At 38.1% G+C, this 22,158-nt stretch carries 18 protein-coding genes; 5 read left to right on the forward strand and 13 right to left on the reverse strand.

The genetic code is table 11. The features are described from left to right. Window position 1: 1 nt before the first annotated feature. The 10 genes from IUZ65_RS17805 to IUZ65_RS17850 form a co-directional block, all read right to left on the reverse strand. Window positions 2-928 (reverse strand): glycosyltransferase family 2 protein, encoded by a 927-nt coding sequence (locus IUZ65_RS17805; protein WP_195705379.1) that lies wholly within the window; start codon window positions 926-928, stop codon window positions 2-4. Between the two features lie 2 nt (window positions 929-930). Continuing rightward, complete coding sequence (locus IUZ65_RS17810; protein ID WP_195705380.1) at window positions 931-1,647, reverse strand: glycosyltransferase; 717 nt, start codon at window positions 1,645-1,647, stop codon at window positions 931-933. 1,175 nt (window positions 1,648-2,822) lie between these two features. Continuing rightward, on the reverse strand, window positions 2,823-3,818 hold the full coding sequence (locus IUZ65_RS17815) for a polysialyltransferase family glycosyltransferase (RefSeq protein WP_195705381.1): 996 nt from the start codon (window positions 3,816-3,818) through the stop codon (window positions 2,823-2,825). Next, the gene (locus IUZ65_RS17820) at window positions 3,811-5,052 is read right to left on the reverse strand and encodes a hypothetical protein (RefSeq protein WP_195705382.1); all 1,242 of its coding nucleotides are present in this window, start codon (window positions 5,050-5,052) and stop codon (window positions 3,811-3,813) included. Before IUZ65_RS17820 ends, IUZ65_RS17815 begins: the two co-directional genes overlap by 8 nt. Further along, entirely contained in the window at window positions 5,045-6,247 is a 1,203-nt protein-coding gene (locus IUZ65_RS17825; protein WP_195705383.1) for a glycosyltransferase, read from the reverse strand. Before IUZ65_RS17825 ends, IUZ65_RS17820 begins: the two co-directional genes overlap by 8 nt. A 706-nt stretch (window positions 6,248-6,953) precedes the next feature. Then, window positions 6,954-7,652, reverse strand: coding sequence for an acylneuraminate cytidylyltransferase family protein (locus tag IUZ65_RS17830; protein WP_195705384.1), 699 nt, complete (start codon window positions 7,650-7,652; stop codon window positions 6,954-6,956). Beyond that, a complete protein-coding gene (locus tag IUZ65_RS17835; protein ID WP_195705385.1) occupies window positions 7,645-9,111 on the reverse strand; it encodes an aminotransferase class I/II-fold pyridoxal phosphate-dependent enzyme in 1,467 nt (488 codons plus the stop codon). The genes IUZ65_RS17830 and IUZ65_RS17835 overlap by 8 nt, the downstream gene beginning before the upstream one ends. Window positions 9,112-9,114: 3 nt before the next feature. Next, a complete protein-coding gene (locus IUZ65_RS17840; RefSeq protein ID WP_195705386.1) occupies window positions 9,115-9,963 on the reverse strand; it encodes a sugar phosphate isomerase/epimerase family protein in 849 nt (282 codons plus the stop codon). A 1-nt stretch (window position 9,964) separates the two neighbouring features. Continuing rightward, a complete protein-coding gene (locus IUZ65_RS17845; protein WP_195705387.1) occupies window positions 9,965-10,603 on the reverse strand; it encodes an acetyltransferase in 639 nt (212 codons plus the stop codon). Continuing rightward, window positions 10,596-11,606 (reverse strand): N-acetylneuraminate synthase family protein, encoded by a 1,011-nt coding sequence (locus tag IUZ65_RS17850; protein ID WP_195705388.1) that lies wholly within the window; start codon window positions 11,604-11,606, stop codon window positions 10,596-10,598. The genes IUZ65_RS17845 and IUZ65_RS17850 overlap by 8 nt, the downstream gene beginning before the upstream one ends. 421 nt (window positions 11,607-12,027) lie before the next feature. On the opposite strand from IUZ65_RS17850, the gene IUZ65_RS17860 reads away from it, so the two are divergent. Further along, window positions 12,028-12,195: a hypothetical protein gene (locus tag IUZ65_RS17860; RefSeq protein ID WP_195705389.1), complete on the forward strand. Its 168-nt coding sequence runs from the start codon at window positions 12,028-12,030 to the stop codon at window positions 12,193-12,195. Window positions 12,196-12,385: 190 nt separating this feature from the next. Here the strand turns inward: IUZ65_RS17860 and IUZ65_RS17865 are convergent, their stop codons facing one another. From IUZ65_RS17865 to IUZ65_RS17875, 3 genes are all read right to left on the reverse strand, one after another. Next, window positions 12,386-13,366 (reverse strand): Wzz/FepE/Etk N-terminal domain-containing protein, encoded by a 981-nt coding sequence (locus IUZ65_RS17865; protein ID WP_195705390.1) that lies wholly within the window; start codon window positions 13,364-13,366, stop codon window positions 12,386-12,388. Between the two features lie 84 nt (window positions 13,367-13,450). Next, window positions 13,451-16,078 (reverse strand): SLBB domain-containing protein, encoded by a 2,628-nt coding sequence (locus tag IUZ65_RS17870; protein WP_195705391.1) that lies wholly within the window; start codon window positions 16,076-16,078, stop codon window positions 13,451-13,453. A 74-nt stretch (window positions 16,079-16,152) separates the two neighbouring features. Further along, a complete protein-coding gene (locus IUZ65_RS17875; RefSeq protein WP_195705392.1) occupies window positions 16,153-17,496 on the reverse strand; it encodes a capsule assembly Wzi family protein in 1,344 nt (447 codons plus the stop codon). A 357-nt stretch (window positions 17,497-17,853) separates the two neighbouring features. Here IUZ65_RS17875 and IUZ65_RS17880 point away from each other — a divergent pair, with 357 nt between their 5' ends. The 4 genes from IUZ65_RS17880 (at window position 17,854) to IUZ65_RS17895 (ending at window position 22,095) form a co-directional block, all read left to right on the forward strand. Then, entirely contained in the window at window positions 17,854-18,216 is a 363-nt protein-coding gene (locus tag IUZ65_RS17880; protein ID WP_195705393.1) for a hypothetical protein, read from the forward strand. A 139-nt stretch (window positions 18,217-18,355) separates the two neighbouring features. Further along, a complete protein-coding gene (locus IUZ65_RS17885; RefSeq protein ID WP_195705394.1) occupies window positions 18,356-19,042 on the forward strand; it encodes a YjbF family lipoprotein in 687 nt (228 codons plus the stop codon). Between the two features lie 3 nt (window positions 19,043-19,045). After that, window positions 19,046-19,825 (forward strand): capsule biosynthesis GfcC D2 domain-containing protein, encoded by a 780-nt coding sequence (locus IUZ65_RS17890; RefSeq protein WP_195705395.1) that lies wholly within the window; start codon window positions 19,046-19,048, stop codon window positions 19,823-19,825. Next, window positions 19,822-22,095 carry a YjbH domain-containing protein gene (locus tag IUZ65_RS17895; RefSeq protein WP_195705396.1) on the forward strand — a complete coding sequence of 758 codons (2,274 nt, stop codon included), beginning with the start codon at window positions 19,822-19,824 and terminating at the stop codon, window positions 22,093-22,095. The genes IUZ65_RS17890 and IUZ65_RS17895 overlap by 4 nt, the downstream gene beginning before the upstream one ends. Window positions 22,096-22,158: the final 63 nt, after the last annotated feature.

Genomic DNA, 22,158 nt, shown 5'->3' on the forward strand with positions numbered 1-22,158 from the left:
CTCACCCTCTACGTAAAAGCTTGAAAATTATTTTAATCACATCAGATGGAAACAATAGCAAAACAGAAGAAACCAACTTAACTTTAATAGACAAATCAATTTCTCTTGTGATATTTCTCAATTTATTAAATATCGTCCTATTACTCGCCCTAGATATAAATAAATATTTTAACATCATCGAATTTGCAGCACCATATATAAGAGGTGAATTTGAATTACCTCTTTGAATCAACAAAGTTTTCAATAATATCGGAACTTCATTAAAATTATAGAAAAAATCGTGAGATAAGGAATTCTGGACCATTCTATAATAAGAAAGAATGAGTGGGACATAAATTCCGCAACACTTAAAAGACAACCTAGCCCAAAATTCTGCGTCTTCAGTAAAATTAGATTCTAGAGAAAAACCACCTAATTCTATGAAAACATCTTTTCTAATGATTACACTAGATGCAGTAAATAATTCTTTACCCTCACTTAAAAACTTATGGTAGGACAACGTAGGAAGATCTATTACATCCACTTCTTTATGTTGATATTCTAACGTAGGTATTGAGTTGTGAGAATTGAACCTACATATATCTACGCAGACAAATTCTTTTTCAAGAAATTTTTTATCATTCAATATTGAAAAAAACTGCTTATCTACAAGGTCGTCCGCGTCGATAAAATAGATATTTTCGAATGTGGCATTAGCGACACCAATATTTCTTGCATTAGATGGGCCTTGATTTTCAACTAAGTCTATTATTCTAACTCTCTGATCTTTTATAGAACTAGCCACAAATAAAGAGGTATCTGTAGAACAGTCATTTACAATAATAAATTCCACCAAAATATCTGCTGTATCTGCACTTACAACGAGACTATTGATACATTTTTCAATGTATTTTTCTTTATTGTATAAGGGAATAACTACTGAATACATATCTAAAACCTAAAAGAAAGTAGAAACTTACTAAAATAAACAACCGAACTGAAAAATTTACTAAAAATATTTATTTGTGATACCAATATTGCTTTTGTCATTTCGAGGTAAACCTTCTTAGCGTTTTCATCAGAAACACCTCCTGCTTGATAAAAAACTCCACATATATTAATAAAAGCAATTTTTGTAAAGTCGCCTTTGGTAATGTCAATAACAGACTTAAAGTCTGCCGCTAAACTATAATCAAGATCAAAGCGTATATCTTGTATATTAGCGATAAAAGATTGATGACATAGACCTCGCACTAAAAATTTTGATTTTCGTTGCATACGAATTTTAGATTTATCTAGACTCTCCCCATATAAAATTTTATTGCATGCAACGATTTTAATGTCACGTGAACTATCAAAAATATCTATAGCTTTTTTAAGAAAATTTTTATCAATAAAAACATCACCTGAGTTAAGGAATATTACATAATTTGAATTTGATGATTCGAGAGCCAAATTCATACCATGATAGATACCCTTGTCTGATTTTTTTATTAATCGAGCTCTGGAATCATCAGAAATCGTAACATAATTTTCGCACTCAACACTTTTACCAGCAGATTGCACAATGTATTCATAGTCAGTACAAGATTGTAGCAAGACGGAGTCAAATGTTTTTTTAAAATCCAAAAAATTGGCATTATATATAGTAGTTATGATTGTAATCACATTATCGCCTTAAAGTATAAATAATCTAACGTCTAAATCGAACATTAAATGTAGACTTCGTACAAAAAACAAGGTGGTATATAAAAAATATATAGACGAAAACTCTATGTCTCATTCCTGCTTGAACATAGTACTCATAGAGAGACTGAAGTAGAAGAACAAATGCCAACCCAACAAGGTACAAACTTATCTTCTTTCTAATCAAACAAAAAATAGTAACTAGACTTAATAGCCCTACACTAAACACGCTCTCAATCCACATAAATGTCGAACTTCCATCACTACATTGAGCGATATTTATAGGGTCTAATATATACTGGATAAATGATTTAGATACAAAATCGAACATATCCAAGCTAGAGTATCCAGTTCCCGTTGCAAAGTAATGGTGACAATTGCTGGCATTAAACCCGAGAACGAAGTCGTTATGATCAATCCGTCTGTTTACAAAATGTTCAATAATATTAGGATTTGTCCATAATATCAGTAATAGTCCGAAAATTAAAAATAGAACTACTATACTAGTATCAACGCTTTTTTTAACATATCTGGAAAAAAATAAAGATATAATAAGAGAAGCAACAATTATGATGTCAGAGTACCTAATAAAGAAAAGACAAACAGAAAATATTAATGCCCAAACATACTTTTTATTTACAAATAGAAAAAGCACGAGGCTTATTATGAATAGTTCATATACTTCTCTAAAAATATTATTATAGACCACATTAAAGGACGGGTAGATAGATAAAAAAATCAATAGATATTGATATTTAGCTAGAAAATTTCCCTTAAATTTAAACGTATCAACAAAAAATATAAATAACAAAATCAGAGACAAGCTAAGTAGTGATTTATAGAAAAAAATGTAAGCATTCATGTCTCCATCGATTAATATAGAAACTGGCCTTGTAATCCAATAAAATGAAACAACCTCTAATGTTCCTGTTTGTGCGATCGGGAATGCACCTGTGGTAATCATATTAGAAAACATGATGCTATCAGGTGCTAGTGGCAAGTAGTTATAATAGAAAATACCACAAAAAACACTAAATATGTAGTAGAGGTAATAACTAATTTTAAGTGAATGCATATTATTTTTTTTAAAGATAAATTCAGAGATAAAGACAAAAATAATACCTATTACAAACACACTTATTATAAACCTCATCTATTTAACCTTTAATTAGCTCTATCATTTTTTCTATATTCCCATTTCGAATATCAATGAATGATTTATAATGTTTTTTATCAACCCTATAAATCGAAACATCTGAATTAAAAAGGTGTTTCGCATAAAATAATGAAGATGACATAGTTCCCACAAATTTTACATTTGTAAATTGACTAAAATATGCAAAGAACTCTGATGGAATAGAATCAATAAATGAATCACTAAATGAATAAAATTGGGGTTTACAATTTCTCTCTGCAGGATGCATTCTTTGCAGAATTACTTTATCTGTTACAAAATTAGACATATATAGTTTTCTAAATCTAGAGTCTATTTCGTATGGATCAATTAATACATCCACATATTCATTATTATTAAAAAAATTAAATATTTTTTTATATTTATCGGGATATAACCTCTCAATTTTACGCCAGAACTCTATGAGTTTTAGGTAATTAATTTGCTTAGAGTCACTATTTAGAGAAACTATTGATGAAAACTCACTATAACACCTATATACAGGTGTATAATTCAATGCACTTTCAAAAAGGTCGATAAATAAACCTTTATTCCCTTTTTTTTGTAAATACTCTCCTAGTCCATGCTCAATTAGTATCACATCGTTGGCTTTTCTAGTAAAACAGCCTGATAACCTACTTGTTAAAGGACTAAATACTTTATAGTCGTGTCCAGTTAGCATATTTTCTATTTTCTTAGACTGCTTGTGAAAACTAATAGTATTAAAAATAAATTGTATCGGGTTCTTATAATTTAAGCGTGAAAGCTTACTAGGCATCTCTATAAAAATAATGTTACTAAATACACCATCAGTCCAAACGTCAATTATCAGTTTTTCTATTTCTTTATAATCTTCATTTCTTTCTGGGCTAACCTCTACAACGAGGATATTCATTGAACCCTTCGCTCTATCGGAACTTACATGCATAGATGCTGACAAGGATGAAACAATACCAAAAGAAAAGTACAAGTTAATCATTAATCCCCCTGCTAATTTTATTATCATATTTCGCAGATAATAAAATAGTTATTATTAGGCTGACAATAGATGATATTAATGTTCCAATAGCCGGAGCGTAAACGCCTAATTTATTGATAAATAAAATCGAAAAAAATATATTACAGATCGCACCAATGCATGAAATTTTGAGTTTGATTTTAGTTTGCTCGTTATATTCTATAAATATTGCAACCAATCTAGAACCAGCCAGTATCGCGCAAGAATAAATTATTATGATAGTTATTGTCAAAAAATCATGATATTTTTCTGGAATAAAAACTATAGGGAAAGCATATATTGAAGCAGAGAACATCATAGCCAATATATTAATTATGACATTATGCTTAATTAGCTTTGATTTTAAAGATGAAATCCTATTCTTAACTTTAAGAGATTCAAAGAAGTCTTTAGAATAGAAACTAATATAAGCATTAATTACTTGATTGAAGGTCATACCCAAACCATACGATGCGACATAAGCGGCAAGAAAATAACCATCTTCAAAGTAGTTAAGAATAATTAGTTTGTCAGCCTCTTCGTTCAGCCATGCTGGGAATACAGCTATAACACAAGGTATTCCGAAAAATAGTATTCTCTTCAAAACACTTATATCAAAATAAGAAGTTCCTTTAAATGGTATTATTTCTGTAAAAAATCCCCATCTGTAGTACATAGCCAAACACAAAACATCAGACAGAAGGTAGCACAAAACTCGTGCTTCCCAAGTTGTCGAGTAATTCAAGACAGACAAAACCAAGAAAAATTGAAAGAATGAAAATGAGATAACTACCCTTCCCCAATCCTTAATGTTTCTTTCCGATAACAACTCCATTACTAAGGTATCTTTCCTTAGTCTGATCCAACATGTCAACAACACCAAGAAAATAGAGTCTATTTCAAAATCGAAAGTAAGTATCGAAACCAGAGTAATCAAGCTAAAGACAGAAATTACAGTGTCAGATACATTATATAAGTTTCTTTTATTCTTTATGTACTCTCCTTTAAAATACACGACTCTCAAAAGTCCGAGGGAGCCTATATAAGTCATTGGATACAGAAAGTATAAGATAGCGTTATATATGCCATATTTAGATAACTCATCATAATCTAATATCTCAGTAGAGTACCGAAGCGTAACAAATCCTACAATAGTGTATATAACCATGATGATTACATATTTCACTTTCGTATCATTAAGGTGGGGGTTATTCATTCGCAATTTCTTTTCGAAAAATTTCTTTGTATTTTGAGGCTACGATATCTTCAGACCAAGTCTTTGACTTTTCTTTTGAAGCTTTCAATAACAATTCTTGATCAGAGTCATTTAGGCACCATTCAATGCCTCTACATAGATCTGCTGAATTATAAGGTTCGGCTAAATAGCCAGTAACTTTGTTCTCTACGATATCAATTAACCCACTATATAAAAAAGCCACTACAGGAGTACCGCAGCATATGCTTTCAGAAGCTGTCTGTCCAAAAGCTTCTAGCCTTGATGGTACTACCATAACATCGAATGCGTTATATAGAAGCGAAAGAGTATAATCATCCTTAACCGTTCCAAAGGAAATAAATTCACATTCTAACTCTTTAACTATGACAGGCTCACTCTGACCAAAAACTACACATTTAAACTTAATATCTTTTCTTATACCTTTTAATGCACTAATTAGTTCATAAAATCCTTTTCTTTTATCAAAAATTCCTCCAACTGCACCAAAACCTATGATTATTTCTTTTTGTGGCAAGTTAAGAATCCGCCTTGATTCTATTTGATCATTTTTTTTAAAGATATCAGTGTTTAGAGTATTTGGGATTGTATATATTCTATGCTTACTAAGTACCTTACTACGCATGGCACAATCAGTTAACCATTTACTTGGCGTTACAATAACTATATTTTGTGATAATTGTTCTTTTTTATAAGCTATAAGGAGTCTATCCAAATAAATAATTTCACTCTCTATTCCCTCAATATAATAATCACTTTCAGTATAATGCTCCGACCCACAAAATAACCACATATCATGCAAAGTTATAACTACGGGTTTTCGAATTCTACTTATTTGTTTTATTGACAAAGTTTCTTGGTTTATCCAGTGTATATTTACGATATCACAATCATCGGCTATTAACCCTAAAACTCTGCTCCCAATTAAATTTAGAGATTTTAACCCAAATTTATTCACCGAAAACTTCTTTGAAATTAAGTTTGAACAGGCTAGGCCTATTGAATTACTTAGCCTCGCAAAACGGCTTATACTTTTTATTGACGAATCTTGCAAACTTCTGTTTACAACTAGAAGTTCACTCTGAGCCCCTGAATTGTTGAGTGCGTTATGTAAACGATATGCTGCTTTTGCAGCTCCACCTTCACAGTCAGAACGAGATATAAGAGATATTTTCAAAATATAACATTACCTTAAATTATAAATAAACGCACCGTAACAGTATAAAAATCATGGCAGATCGCGAACGCGCCCACCATTAAAACTTATTGAAACAATCAAAATAACGTACACATCGTTGTTATATGTTTACTACTTGCTTTTAAATTTGATAACTGATTAGCACACATTTCCAATTAAATAATGTGAAGGCCTGATATTTAACATTACGTTATTACTTAGATTTTTCGAACTGATGTTGTATCTAACTGCAAGTTCCGACTCTTTTGCAACCGCTTGTTATTACCTCAAAGAAACGAAGATAACAATTGCCTTCATCCAGGCTAATCAAACTCTAAATCATTTGAATTACTTAATTTTGTTTTCGTTATTGTCAGAACGATTTCTTTTCTGCCTCTCGACTTTTTTATGTGCTACAAAATCAAGGTGGTGTTCTTGATCAAGACGAGCCCATTACCTATCTTATCCGGCCCATTTTGTTTTAACTTCCGTCACTTACGAAGTGTCTCCATAAATTAAATCACAAAATCACTTCAAATACTCAGCTACATTTTACTGTATAGGCTACACAATTTTTGTAATTTTAAGCCTTTCCAGTAGTGATCTAACCCTCTGATAAATGTAAGTAATATACTTTACAAAGACCGGAGGACATCGTGTGGGATTTATAACAACCCTTTCATATCGGCTTAATCAAAGATCCCCATCAACTTGAGCGCTGCAATAGAAACTCAGCAAATTCAAAATCCATTTTTGTATCGACGTCTATCGAACTCTCTTTGCTCATTATGCTCGCTACTATCTTATCTGAATAGTACCTAGACTTATGTTCCTCGAGATATGCTACTTTGTAACCATATACAGCCCCATTTAATCGATAATAAGTAGCTAGATCCTGACTTCGTGATAATGCATGCTCTTTCTCAATAAAGTTTCCCATTCTATGATTTGTTGGCAAACAATTGGACCAAAGCGGGCTATGTTCACACTCACAAACCGTAACCACTCCACATAAACTTTGATCTTGGAGCAATGAAAGACTTGCATCAATATCTATCTCACTCCGCAGAGGCGAAGTAGGCTGTAATAATACTATAATATCAGTAGAATCAAGTTGTAATTCTTGGATAGCATGTAGAAGAACATCGTCAGTAGATGCAGTATCACTTGAAAGAGTCTTAGGTCGCAAAAAAGGTACTTTCGCTCCATATTTTAATGATATTGCCTTAACTTCTTCAGAATTCGTACTAACGATGACTTCATCAATCAGTCCGGAACCTAAAGCAGCTTCAATAGTCCAAGCAATCATCGGTTTACCGGCAAGTGGTAATATATTTTTTTTAGGTAGCCTCTTGCTGCCAGAACGAGCAGGAATTACAGCTGTAACCTTACTTTCCTTAAGCACTTTTCTCAACTTCCTTTAGTTTAATGTATGAGTCAATCAATTTTAACGTGGCTATTGATATAGCTTTAATGTCAACTTCATTCAAATAGACTGAAGTAGGGAGACTAATTGCGTTTAATGAAATATTAGTACTCGTTCCATTTAAATCTTTTTTATAGTTCCTAAATGGGGGCATATCCGACATAGGATAGAAAACTGGTCTCGTATCAATACCAATTTTCGCCAGTTTTTTAATTAGGTCATCACGATTAATCAAACTATGCGATTTTAATTTTACCGTAAATAACCAAAAACTATTATCGTAATCCTCGTCAAATTGCTGTTTTTCAAAGTAACCAGATGCCATTAAATATTTTTCATACCACGAAAATATTTCTTTACGTTTGATTCGAAAGGTTGGCAGTTGTTCGAGTTGAGCGCAACCTACGGCCGCCTGCATGTTGGTAAGTCTGTAATTAAAACCAACAACTTCATGCCAATACCTTTTACCAGGTTTCATGCCATGGTCTCTCAAAACTCGAGCTTTATTATAGGTATCTTTATCTTTAAATAACACAGCTCCACCTTCACCACAGGTGATAACTTTATTCCCGAAAAATGAAAAACAACCTACATCCCCATAAGTTCCAACATGCTTTTCGGATATTGTCGAGCCCAATGCTTCTGCACAATCCTCAATTACTCGTAAATTGTTTCGTTTAGCAAGCTCCATGATTTTAGGCATATTACAGGGTACACCATAGATATGTACTGGTAATATAGCCTTAGTATTTGGCGTAATATTCGCTTCTATTAGTTCGACCGATATATTCCAATCCTTTTCATCTATATCGACAATAACAGGCTTCGCGCCGGATAACACAACTGCATTCAATGTTGCTCCAAATGTTAAATCTGGCACGATAACTTCATCACCAGGTTCAATTCCTAGTGCAACTAGAGCCAAATGAAGTGCAACAGTTCCATTACTGACAGCTAAAACATACGCTGCTCCTGTATATTCCTCAATTGCTTCCTCAAACTGCTGCACGTACCGACCTTGTGATGATATCCAATTTGTTTTAATACAGTCTGTAACATATTCTAATTCATTCCCACCTAGTAGTGGTTCTAATACGGAAACTCGATGTAAGCGATTACTTGATGCATAATCAACAATCTTTCTATCATTGTCTATCAGGGGAATAGCTTTTATTCGCTCACTTAATGTATTTTGTATTAGTTCTTGTGGTGATTCATAATGTAACGCAATATAGTCATTGTAAGTCACGTTTATAATAGAACTATCTAGAGATACTTTAGCAATAAGTGCACGACGTATATCACCGTCCGTTACTATACCCTGTAAAATTTCATCTTTAACGACGAATAATATGCCTTGTGCGTTGGTATCAATCTGCTTTAGTGCCTCGTATATTGTTTTTTGTGCATCAATACAAATTTCTTTTAGATCTATCATTGTCTATTCCCTCAAAAAGCTTTCTATAAATTCGTATTGTTGATGTAACTTTGATATATTCCCGTCATAGACCTCAATAGAGTAATAGTCGAGATCTTTTCTCATGCCATCTAAAAACCATGCAGACAGATCGAATGAATTATTGGTATCTTCCTTCCCATCATTGTCACTTAAGTGGTAGCCTTTAGTTATACTGTGAAACTTTTTTAAGTAATTTTCAGCGCTAAATTTCAAAGAGTTAGCAGAGACTTTCAAATGAGCAAAATCGACTAAAAGGCCTACATTACCTTTTATCTGACTAAAAATTTCTTCCGTATCCGCCTCATCCACCATTAGTAATGGATTTGAATGAAAAGCTTGGGAGTTTTTAAGCGAGAGAACATTATTTTCGATCATCAACCCCACATCGTATTGCTTGGCAAATTCGGCCAGTTCATTAACATTGTTTATAAACTGTTTTAATCCGACGTTTCTGGCGTTTAGTTTTCTCTCTTTAATCTGCCTTCCTAATTCATTAACTTGAGGATCGATCAGGTATCCAGCATGAAAACTATAATGAGAACTTCCTACTTTAGCACTCAATTCAATCGCATATTTTGCATGTTCTAAACTTTTCTCACTAATTTCAGGGTCTAAACTAGCAAGGTTAAATACAAAGGCTTCTTTGGGGACTGGGAAATAATTATGTAGAGCAACTTTGTAATTTTTCCTGACTTCATCCAAGTCAACTTGAAGGTTTGGAGTATGCTTACCTGAAGAAAGTTCTAAACCTTTTATAACATTGCAATCTAACAGTCTCGATACTTCTATAAAACTTTTCTTAGAAAAACCACCTGTCGATAAATATATCATCTCACTTGACCTTAGCCGGAATACCGACAAGAGTAACACCTTCACTTTCACAGTTTTTAATCAACACACTACCAGCACCAAGTGTGCAGAAAGATGCTAACGTTGTTTTAGGTATAAGCGTCGAGTTTGCACCTACTAAACACAAATTTTCAATTTTGCTACTCCCACACATTATTGTATTAGGTCCTAAATGACTGTGATTCCCCACACGAGAATTGTGCTCAACCAATACCCTTGTATTGATTAGGTTGTTTGTTCCAATCTTTACTTGTGGGCCGATAATTGTGTGGTGGGCGATAATGTTTGCGTCGCCTAATACAACTGTATGATCAACAAGCGCATGACTCGATACAAAGTTAGGAATCAAGCGACCTTGTTCCCGCAATTGAGCGTATACTACTGCACGATCTTGATTATCACCGATAGCAATCGCAAAATGACAGTCGGCAAACAATTCTTTGTCTGCTAATACTTTATCAAGCGTACTAATGACTTTGTAGTTACTTTTTATTTCGTTCGGATCAAAATCAGCAGCCATGTCGACTATGCCCAATATTTCATATTCACTTAAACTCTCTATAATTGAAATTACTGAATAACAATGTGAACCGCAACCAATAATGATACAACGCTTACGCACTACAAAAGTCCCCATATGACAATTTCTTACCCGCGGAAATACTGATAGTAGCTTTGCAGCCTATAATATTTTCTAATTCTGATTCAAATAGACCATCCCCAGGCCTCTTTAACGTGAAATGTTCAGCTTTTAGTATCTCCCCTTTCACTACATTCTCTCTAAAAAATAAACTCTTGCGAGAAACATTTCTCATTTGAGTTTCTTCAGATTGAATCCTTTTAAAAGGAGTACCTAATAAAATTTCCGTTGTTCTAATAGCATCGACTAACTCTTTAAATTCTTCAGGTTCACTTGAAGCTTGATGATCCGGGCCAATCATATTTTTATCTAATGTAAAGTGCTTTTCGATTATTGTCGCTCCCATCGCAACCGCGGCAACCGCAGGTATCGGACCAATAGCATGATCTGAGTACCCAACATTACATTGAAATGCCGACCTTAAAGTCTTCATCGATTTTAAATTCAAGCTTTCATATGCACACGGGTAGTTTGATACACAATGAAGTAACGTTAGCGGACAATTGTATTTTCGGTAAATGGCAACAACTTTTTCTATCTCACCTAAAGTCGCCATACCTGTTGACACAATCGCATTGTTCGCATTTTGAGCGATGAACGTTTGCAAACTTAAATCTACGATATCGGCAGATGCTGTTTTGAATGTTTTCACCCCAATTGATACTAAAAATTCGGCACTTTCAACATCATAAGGCGTCGATATAAACTCAACTCCATTCTCTCGACAGTATTCTAGAACCGGCAAATGATCTTCATATGCAAACTCAAGTGATTTTATCATTTCATAGTGACTTTCACTTTCTAAGGTTGTTGATTCCTGATACTTTACTTTTGGTGTTAAATCACTCACCAACTTTTCAGCAGTAAAAGTTTGAAATTTGACAGCATCAGCCCCTGCCAATTTAGCTTCATCGATCATCTGTTTTGCTAGGGTCACATCGCCTGAATGATTGACGCCTATTTCCGCAATAATCTTAACTCGCATAACCTTACTCACTAATTAATTATTTTTTATTTCGGTAAGTAATAATAAATTAGAGCCACATTTCATCATTACCATACATTTTGAATCCTAGGCCTTTCAATAACCCAAAACACGTATTATTCATTTTTTGAGACTGTGAATTTATCCCCTCCCCTTATAACCCTAGGTATGACTTAGCTATCAACAATAACAGCACTGTCAGATGTATTATTGATTGTGTGACGAATAACAGCTGAGCCGATAAAGCCAGCACCACCAATAACGAGGATTTTCATTGTTTTTTTCTTATATAAATTTGTAATCGGCTCACTTACATGTGGCTATATTGAAAATACGCTCGCAAAAAACTCACATTTAAAACATACTCTTTCCACATTCATCCACTATAATGCGAATTATCAATAAGATGATCAGGCTTATAATGAAGTACATTTCCATTCTTTTTACTCAGCTACGCCGTTTTAATGACCACATCGAAGAGTGTTCAAAACAGGCAAAACGAATGCGATCTGAAGACAGACATGGGTACTCAGAAGAAAGCAATAAGCTCGATGAAGAAGACAAAAATGAACTCAAAAAAAAGAATTGAGGGCCAGATGAAGGCACTATTATTTTGAATTTATTCTTTATGGCATCTCAGGCCTTTTGATAACCTGAGACACTTTTTGTTCATTTTGAGACAGTTTAACTTCCACTAACCCTTATAAAACCTAGATATAGCTTGTTTTTAAGAAAGAGCCCCAATAGGTCTTAAAAAAGGAACAAGAAATAAAGTGTCCTCAATACTCTTTCCTAAACGCAAACCTAACCAACACAACTCCTACACCTAACATCCCACCTAATAAGGTTGCTAGAACACAGATTAGTGCGCGTTTTGGTCCTGCTTTTTCTTCTGGGATAACGGCGGGGTCTATGGTTTTAAAAGAAAACTCAACTTCTACCTCGGCCAGCATCAGATTTTTGGTTTGCTCTTCAATCAACTGGTAAAATACCGATTGCATATCCGACACTACCGTTTTTTCAATCTGCTGCTGTAAATAACCTATGTTTCGTTTTGTTTCCGAAAGCGATTTTTCTTTCATCCAACTGTTAAGATCTTCAACCAACCAGGTTGCCCACTGCTGGGCAATAATAGGGGAAAAATGCGTAACCGATAAGGTCACTAACCCACTATCTTTTGTTTCAGCACTGCTGAGTACTTCTTTCTTAAACATTTTAAATGCCTCCCAATCGGTCGGCACAATAGATTTACCTGCGGGAACCTCACGGACCCACTGTTGTGTGGCTTCGTCGTATAGCTCTGGGTCAATCACCAAAACACCAGTGCTGGCATTCCATTCTGTACTGGCCATTAACGGGACGAGTAAATCATGTTTTTTAATAAACGCATTCAAGAATAATCGTGAATTCAGCACTGCAAGCGACATCGCTTTATTATCGGTACTGCCCCCGCCTAAATTAATACCCGCTAAAGAAGCCAGGCCACCAAATTGTGATGCCATTGCCGCCATGCCACTTTGGCCACTATCGCCAGAAGAGGCCAGTATCACGTCCGCTTTATAGGTATTGGGTTGCGAAAGCGCATAAAGCACGCCAGCCACAGAGAAAACCAGAGTGAAGAAAATTATGGTTAGTTTGCCTTTCCAAAGCGCCAAAAACAATTCTCGTAAATCGATTTCGTCCGACGAGTCCGCAGAATAATTTTGCGCGGGAAAAGGGTAATGCGCTTGGTTTGGTTCTTGTAACGTTGGTTTATTCATAAAGAAACTTTATTCAGTGGTATTAAAGAATACTCATAATGTGAAACGCTCTCTCTCGATAGCGTTTCACTCTAGTGACGTTGGCTAGTCTTTCACCGCGCTCCATGCAACACCAATTTGGTATAGCACTTGTGTGGCCGAGGTTAACGTACTTAACCCATCTAAGTAGTCCGTATCAATAGGGACGATAATCGTATCCCCCGGGGCCAACGGTTTCTGTTTCCGACTAAACCAAAACGAGTTGTTGGGCACCATAACAGACCCATCCGCTCTCACAATATAGACCCTGTCTGTGTCTGCTTGCTTTTTCGTCCCACCGGCGGATAAGAGGTAATCTTCAACCGTAACGCCCGGTTTATAGGTATGGTTAGAGGCAAACTGAACCTCTCCCATCACCGCGATGGTTGGGTTAGTGGCCGGTACATACAACTTATCGCCTTTTTCAAGCATAACATTCGCCGCTTCATCACCTGCCATCGCCTGCTCTAGATTAATGACCAACCGCCCTACCGCTTCTGTTTTTGCAAGCTCATCCGCTATGGCAAGCGCATCGGTCGGTGATGTGGTGTAGGTGGCCGACGAACTCTGTCGACGTAGCGCTAAACCACCAATCTCTTGCTTCAGCTGCAAGTTTAATAGCGCCAATCGCTCTTGCTCTTGCCTTTTCAAACCCACCCGGCTAAATACGGCACCTTTCGCATAAGCAAATCGAGTAAAACCGCCAGCACGACTCACAACATCCTCAAGCCTATCACCACGTTGGAACGTGTATGTGCCCGGAAACTTCACTTCACCTTGCAGGTCAATGGTCATCCCTTGTTGCCAATCAGGCTGCTTTTTGATAACCAGATGATCTAAAGGCTGAAGCGTCATCGCCTCTTCTCCATTTAACACGGCGTTCAATGCAAATGAAGCATGAGAGACTTGATAGCTCTCTGTTGTTTTTTTCTTACGGGTTATTTCCGCTTCAGTGAGATAAGCGTCATCACCCAACCCACCCGCAGCTTTAATGACTTGATTTAAAGATTTCCCTTCCGGTAATGGATACGTACCGGGGAATTTAACGGCACCAGTCACCTCAATAATATTAGCGGGATGATGAAGCGCTGATTGTGCTTTCAAACGCTCTATTATTGGGTTTAGTAGCACTTCACGGCTGGTTTGCTTTATGTTATCAGCCCGAGTCAGGCTATCATTACCTTGAACGTTTAATTCATTTAACGAGTCAGTTTTTACGACAGCGCCGGTTGAAGCATCGATAAACTCAGTCGATTTATCGACCAGTTTTTCATTACTAGTTACTTTTTTATTCTGATTACTTCCAAACCAATAATCCAACGCCAAACCATTATCAAAAATGAATATTTGGTCTCTTTCTTTCAGCTGAATATTATCGATAGATTTTGGGTCGGCTAACGCATTACCCAGATCAAACTGTAAGACCTTAATCTCTCTGTCTGCGTTTATCTCTCTAACCACAAGGGCATAATCTAGATCCGCATTTTGCTTTAAATCGTTTTCTGCCGATGTAATAACATCGCTAATTTTCATTCCCGGAACAAACCGTAAGGCACCTTGTCTTACCACTTCCCCTCGGATAGCCACCGCGTTTTTCAGTGCGCTGGAAGAAGGAGAAATCACTACCTCATCGCCATCTTTTACTAGTAGGTTACGCCCCGATCTAGTCGCGAGGTCCGCTGTAATCTGTTCGGTACCATTTGAGGATATCCGCTTTATGCTCACTTTAGACAAATAGGCCCTAGGTGTTGCGCCACCACCAATCGAAAGCAACTGCCCCAAAGTGGTTTTTCCCTTAAGTTCATAAATAGCGGGGCGTTTAATTTCACCACGTAATGACACATCCGACATTTTACTAGGTACGAAAAGCGTGTCGCCCGCGAGCAATCTAACATCATTCGACGCATCGCCTTTTAGCAGTAGGTCATACAAATCCAGTGTTGCGATTGTTTTCCCTTTACGTTTCAATTGAATATTACGCAATGTACCAGTCTCTTTCACACCGCCACTGGCAATCAATGCCTGAGTTAACGAGGTTAAGCCATTAACGTTATATGCCCCAGGTTGGGTAATGTCACCCACCAAGAATACCTGCATGGTGCGCATTGCCCCCATAGAGACAACCACTTCAACCCCAATCCTTTTCTGTTTAACGAGATCAGAAATATATTCTCGTGATTGCGCAAAAGTTTGCCCTGCTATCGATAATGGACCAAACGACGGAAAATGGATAAACCCCTCACGATCAATAGTTAAGTTGAGCTCTTGGCTGGTTTTTCCGTAAAGCCGTACCGTAATTTCATCGCCCGGCGCCATAATGTAGTCGAGGGGAACCGGCATGTTATCCACCACCGTAAACGCCATTGGTTGGCCAGAAAATACATCGTAACCAAAGGGACGAAGGCCATTATTGTTTATGCTTTTTTTCGATGCTAGAGTCGATGCTTGTTCAACGGGAGCGGCCAAAGACGTTGCCCTTATGGGTGGGTTTTCTTGCACCTGTTGGGTTACCGCTTGAGTCGCCTCACCGGTTAGCGCACTGACATCCACGCCATACTGACGAGCGAGTTGTTCTTGTTGTGCTTTAGGCAGGTTTTGAAACTGTTTAATTTGAGCAGGTGTCGGTGTAAATGCCAAGACGCTAAAACTAACGGCGCTGGCAATGACAGCAATGACGGTGTTTTTTATAGACATGTTAAGTTCTGCGTGAGTTTTTGATAATAAATAAAAGAGTTATTTTACAATAAAAATACGGCGTTTTTAACCAATTAGAATCTGAATTCATAACCCGTCCAAAACGTTGTCTGATTCTCTTTTGATGATGCCTCGGCTTTTAGCTGAGAATAACTTAAACCGGCATGCACCATTCCAGCGAATGCAGGCAGCCGATAATTAACTTGTGTAAAAAAACGATCCTTCTGGTTGTATTCTGACTTCTGATAGCTAAACCCGACATTATGGTTATTGTGTAATTGAAGATAAAATGCCGCTGAAACACTTTCATCCATTGGGTACGTATTGGTCGACGCCTCTTTGTAACCGCCTGGATATGCCTTCATCATCCTACTCGTATCAGGTTGTTGCCACGGTGTTGATGAATGATGGTCGGTACTTTGTTGAGACTCTAATACAACCCGAACCGTATGTAACCCTACACTAAAACTCCCGGTCCAACCTATTAACCAGGCACCAACCTGCGATACCTTGGCTGTTGAAGCCACTTCAGCGTAAACATTGTGATAAAGAAGGTTTGACCCAAGCAGGGGTATTTCAGGTAAAGTTAACTTTGAATCCAACGCGAGTTGCTCATCCCCTTGGTCAAAATTCGCGTCATCAAACCAGGCTTGATAAGTGACACCAACGGCCAACTTTTCAAACGGTTTGGCGGCCACTTTTGTGGCGCTATGAAAATCGAATATGGCATCATCTGGCTTTGCTAAAAAGCTCTCAACGCTCCAAACACCGAGCCACTCATTCTGATTTATATAGCTGGCACTAATGTCAGGTGTTGCTTTATTGTAAGAGCCTAAGATTAAATTATGTTGCCACCCTTGACCCCACCAACGATCAATATTCCCAATCGAAAAAAGCCACGCTCCGGCATTAAGCGAAAGATAAGAGTCATCCCAACGAATATCATTTTCATCATTGTATTTAGAATACCCAGACGTTATGCGAAAGGCATAATCATTATCTAGGTGTTCATAACTCACATAGCTGCCCCACTCATCTTTATTAAATTGACCAAAACCAGAGTTAATGGGTTGTTCAGTAGCTGCAATAAATTTGGCAGAACGATTGCCACGATTCAATCGTGCTGAGTCTAAACTATATTGCAGCTCACTTGCCGCAACACTAACAGCGTAAGATTCAGACGCCGAACCGTTTGCGAGATCATCACCAAACAATGCCCAACGCAGCGGGTAATAACCAGTAGGAGAGGCGATTTGACCAGAGTCGGATAAGAGGACAATAGAAGATCGTAGGAATGGGTCTTGGGCTTCTAGCCAAGGGGAAGCCTCTAATATGGGTGATACCAGCAATATAGAAAAAAGCACCGACTTTCTCAGCCAACTTGCTACGATATCAACATTATCGTTATTCAAAATCATTGTTACTCAAAATTCTCACCGACATACCAAGTTAACCAACATTAGTCTGAGCTGCTCTTTCATTAATTAGGTACGCTACCGCCCCTTAGTGTAAGCGCAAAACTATACAGCGCAAAGACAGGTTATTTATAGGCAGCCAATTTCGGTGCATTATCCATAACTATGTATTAATTAGCAAAGAGAATTTCGTATTTAGTACCAAGTACTTAATCTAAGACAATTGATATAAATATCAAAAATTTGGCATTCTGTTAATCCAATTAATTAGCGCTTATCGTTTTTGAGTTTATTTGATATATTGTGCGGAGCTGACTAATAAAGGTTAGTGAAACATCGATGTTTTAAAAGGAAATTACTATGACAAAGAGTTTAACTGCTCTGGTTCTTGCTTTATTCGCTAGCTCAGCCATGGCTGCGGGTGAGGTTACCAGTGCCGCTAGTACTGGTAGTAGCAGTGCCGCTGGTACTGGTACTGCTGCTAGTTCTGGTACTGCTGCTGGTTCTGGTGCTGCTGCTGGTTCTGGTGCTGCTGCTGGTACTGGTGCTGCTGCTGGTACTGGCGTTGCCGCTGGTTCAACGGTTGCTGCTAGCGCGGCGGCTGTGGGTGGCCTTTCCGCCGTAGGGCTTACAGCAATTGCGGTCGCAGCGGTTGCCACTGTTGCTGTTGTTGCTGATGACGACAACAACACAGGTACCACTGGCACCACTGGTACCAACTAAGTTTGTGTTAGTAACTTAAAAGCCATCGGCAAGTTGCTTGATGGCTTTTTTTACTGATCCGTTTTCACTGTTCCTCTTTGATTAATCTGTTTGAGCTGAACGGTATTGTACATTCGTTATCATATAGAAGTTGTTACCAATGAAAATCCTCAAGATTTCCGTTCTGACAGTTGCACTATCCACGATATTTATCGCTGGCTGTACCCAAAATTTTCAACACGTTAACTCAACCATTAATGAGGGAGTGTTCGGTTTTGACGATGCTAATAAATCCGAACAAGAAATCGCCGGGCTACCATACGCAAGCAGTAACGTAACCATAGATGATGGTAGCCAGATATTCGTTGTTTTAGCGTTAGTAGAACCGTCAAGCAATAATAAAGGCCAAACCCAACTAAAATGGACAAGTTCAGACTACGGCATGCTCGTGACCGAAAATGGCCGCCTCGTCAAAACCCTTAAGCTGCCACAAGATAATTTAGCTGGTTTAGCCGATACAAACAGTGGTGACCCGCTCGCCCTTTATGGTCAAAAACCAAATCAACACACATGGCACGCAGTTTACGACTGGCAACCAGACTATCGTTATCACTTTGTTGCCAAGATAAACTGGCACTTTGTTTCACAACAAGACCTTACATCCGCAGCGTGGACTAAAAAAACCAATTATTATCGAGAGGAGGTCTATATTCCCTCTTTAGACGTTGAGTTTACCAACCAGTTTTGGTTAGACGCCATCACCCATGAGGTCGTAAAGTCCATCCAATACATCGGTCCTGATATGTCCAGCGTCGATATGACGATTCTTAAACCTTATGCCGGATAAACCATGCTAAAACCATTTAAATATCTATTGGCAAGCTTACCTTTTTTTACCTTTTTTGCTTTTGCCAATACGCTGACCGTCAATTTGTCAGAGTATTCTGTCAACCTATCCTATCCGCAAACCTATCGGCTGCATCAGGTTATTTCGGATACCAATAACCTTGTGGCCAAAAACCGGTACGCTACCCCGTTTTGGTTGCGTGCACAGTTGATCCAACCCGACCTGAATGAAGATATAAAGATAGAGAAATCTAAAATCTTAGAGAAGCTAGAGTATCTCGCTAAATATCATCCAGAATTTGCTCCGAAAGCGGATAGTATTCGCACTGCTATTAATGAAAACCACTTCAACCATCGCTATTTTATCCCTTTAGATAATGACCAGATTCGGCTAGAAAGCCAATTGAACCCATTGCTTAAAGGCACTTATACGCTAATTACACCGCCTCGGCCTAGACAGGTTTACGTGGTAGGTACATTGCAAGCTATTACTCCGGTAACACACCAAAACAGTGCTAATCCATTGGCCTATTTAGACGCTGTTTCGTTACCATCGGGTAGCGATATTGCCCATGTTTTTATCATTCAGCCCGATGGCTATGTGATCTCATTTTCCAATCCCATTTGGCAAAATAACAAAACTTACCTGGCTCCAGGAGCCATTATTTTAGCGGGCTTTGATTCACTGCCTAAAGAGTATGCCTTGTTGAACCAACAGATCGCTGAGCTGCTTAGATATATGGAACCTATCCAAGAAAACGCATTTGAAGGAGAGGCCAAATGACCATGAATATCAGAACTTCTTCGTTCCGTTTTGTTTGCAAATCGGTATGTTTAAGCGCCGCCGTATTTTGTAGTGCTGCTTACGCAGATACATTTAATGATGCCACTTTGCACACCTCACAGTCAGATTTTGGTGGGGTAGGTTTAATGCAAATGCCAACTGGAAGAGTGGCACCAGAAGGCGAATTCAATCTTGGAGGCACCTTCAACCAAGATTATTACCACGGCTTTGTCTCTTTGCAGTTAATGCCGTGGCTTGAGACAACCATTCGTTATACCCAAGTTCAAGACATGTTGTTTAATAGTAATTATGACTATAGCGGTGACAACGAATACACAGATAAGGGTATGGATTTTAAAGCCCGCCTGTTAAAAGAGAGCGACTGGATACCAGAAACATCCATCGGCATCCGAGACTTTGGCGGTACAGGGCTGTTCGATGGTGAGTTTGTCGCGGCAACCAAACGATTTGGCAATCTTGACTTTACCCTCGGCATCGGCTGGGGTTACCTAGGGACGCGAGACAACATATCCAATCCATTCTGCAAAGCATCGGACACCTATTGCACTAGAGACGATACTTACAAAAATAATGGAGGTTCTGTCGACTATGAACGCTGGTTTAAAGGCCCTACTGCCATTTTCGGCGGTGTAGAATACCAAACCCCTTATCAGCCACTTCGGTTTAAGCTTGAATACGATAGCAACGACTACAGTGAAGACTACCCAGTTACTAGAGGGGGTAAAGACTTAGCACCACATACACCTTGGAACGTTGGCGTACTTTACGCACTTCAAGGATGGGGCGACTTTCGGGTAAGTTACGAACGCGGAGACACTCTAACGGTGGGTGTAAACCTGCATAGCAACTTCAATGACATGCATTCTACTTGGCGGGATACGCCTAAAGCCGCTTATAAACCGAGAGCAAATTCTGAACAACCAGATTGGCAACAGGTCGCTAGACAGATAAATGACAACGCGGGTTATGCGCAAAACAGCATCTCTACCTCTGGCACAAATATCACCGTACAAGGTGAACCAGAAAAATATAGAACGCCTGAAACGGCACATGAACGCACTGCGTTAATCTTGTCTCAAAATCGCTCGGATGAGGTTACTACGTATACCTTTGTCGAACAGAACAGGGACCTTACCCTAAAAACAACGCATTATGACGCCGATAAATTCGACGCTTATGCCAACAGTGAATATACCGACGCGAGTTTTACCGACGCTCTCCTGCCAGAAGGCTCTAAGGAAAAGCAGTTCGGCGAAATGGTGCGAAAGGACAACCGTGCGCCTAAAAAACCGGAAACGCAACTCGCTTCCTACCAGGAACCATTATCTTATGGTATTGCACCAACATTAACGCAAAGTTTCGGTGGCCCCGAAGGGTTCTACCTCTATTCGCTTGGTGTTACAGGTAGTGCCAGTTACCGGTTAACTAACAATTTGGAGCTGAGCAGTTCTCTCTATTTAAATCTTGCTGATAACTACGATAAGTTTAACTACATTGAAGACGACCCACATATCGATAACTTCGCAGTTCCGCGTGTTAGAACGCTGTTTCGATACTATGTTCACGACAATCCACTTAGAATGAACGACTTACAGTTAACCTGGTTTGAGCAACTTAACGAAAATATTTATTTTCAAGGTTACGGCGGTTACTTAGAGTCTATGTTTGCCGGTGTTGGTGGTGAGGTTCTGTATCGTCAACAAAACTCTAACTGGGCAATCAGTGCTGATGTTAACCTTGTATCCCAACGTGACCCAAACAGCTGGTTCTCTGTCTACTCTGACGATTATTTTGAATTTGATTCGGGTTGTGAAGGTGGCGTTTACACCACTTCTTGTGCGGCGTATGTCCTTTCAAAAGGCACCACTGGTTTCGTCAACTTGTACTACATGCCAAAATGGGAGTTACTGCGTAACACCAAGTTTAAAGTCGGTTTTGGTCAGTTTTTGGGGCAAGATAAAGGGGTGCGAGCCGATTTTTCGAAGCAGTTTGATTCTGGTGTGATAGCAGGTGCATATGCAAGCTATTCGGATCTTACTGCAGACGAGTATGGCGAAGGTAGCTTTACCAAAGGATTCTATATCTCGTTTCCACTTGATATCTTAACAGTGAAACCTAGTCGTAATCGCGCGAGCTTTAATTGGCAGCCCATCACAAGAGATGGTGGACAAACCTTGAATAGAAAATATGAACTATTTGAAGTGACGGATTCCCGATCGCCATGGTTTACAAAACCCGTCTCCCATTAATCGATAAATAAACGACCGTATAGAGAGTAGGGAAATGGCTGATATTCGTGAGAATTACGAGTA

The sequence above is a fragment of the Vibrio sp. VB16 genome (assembly GCF_015594925.2).
GTDB lineage: Bacteria > Pseudomonadota > Gammaproteobacteria > Enterobacterales > Vibrionaceae > Vibrio.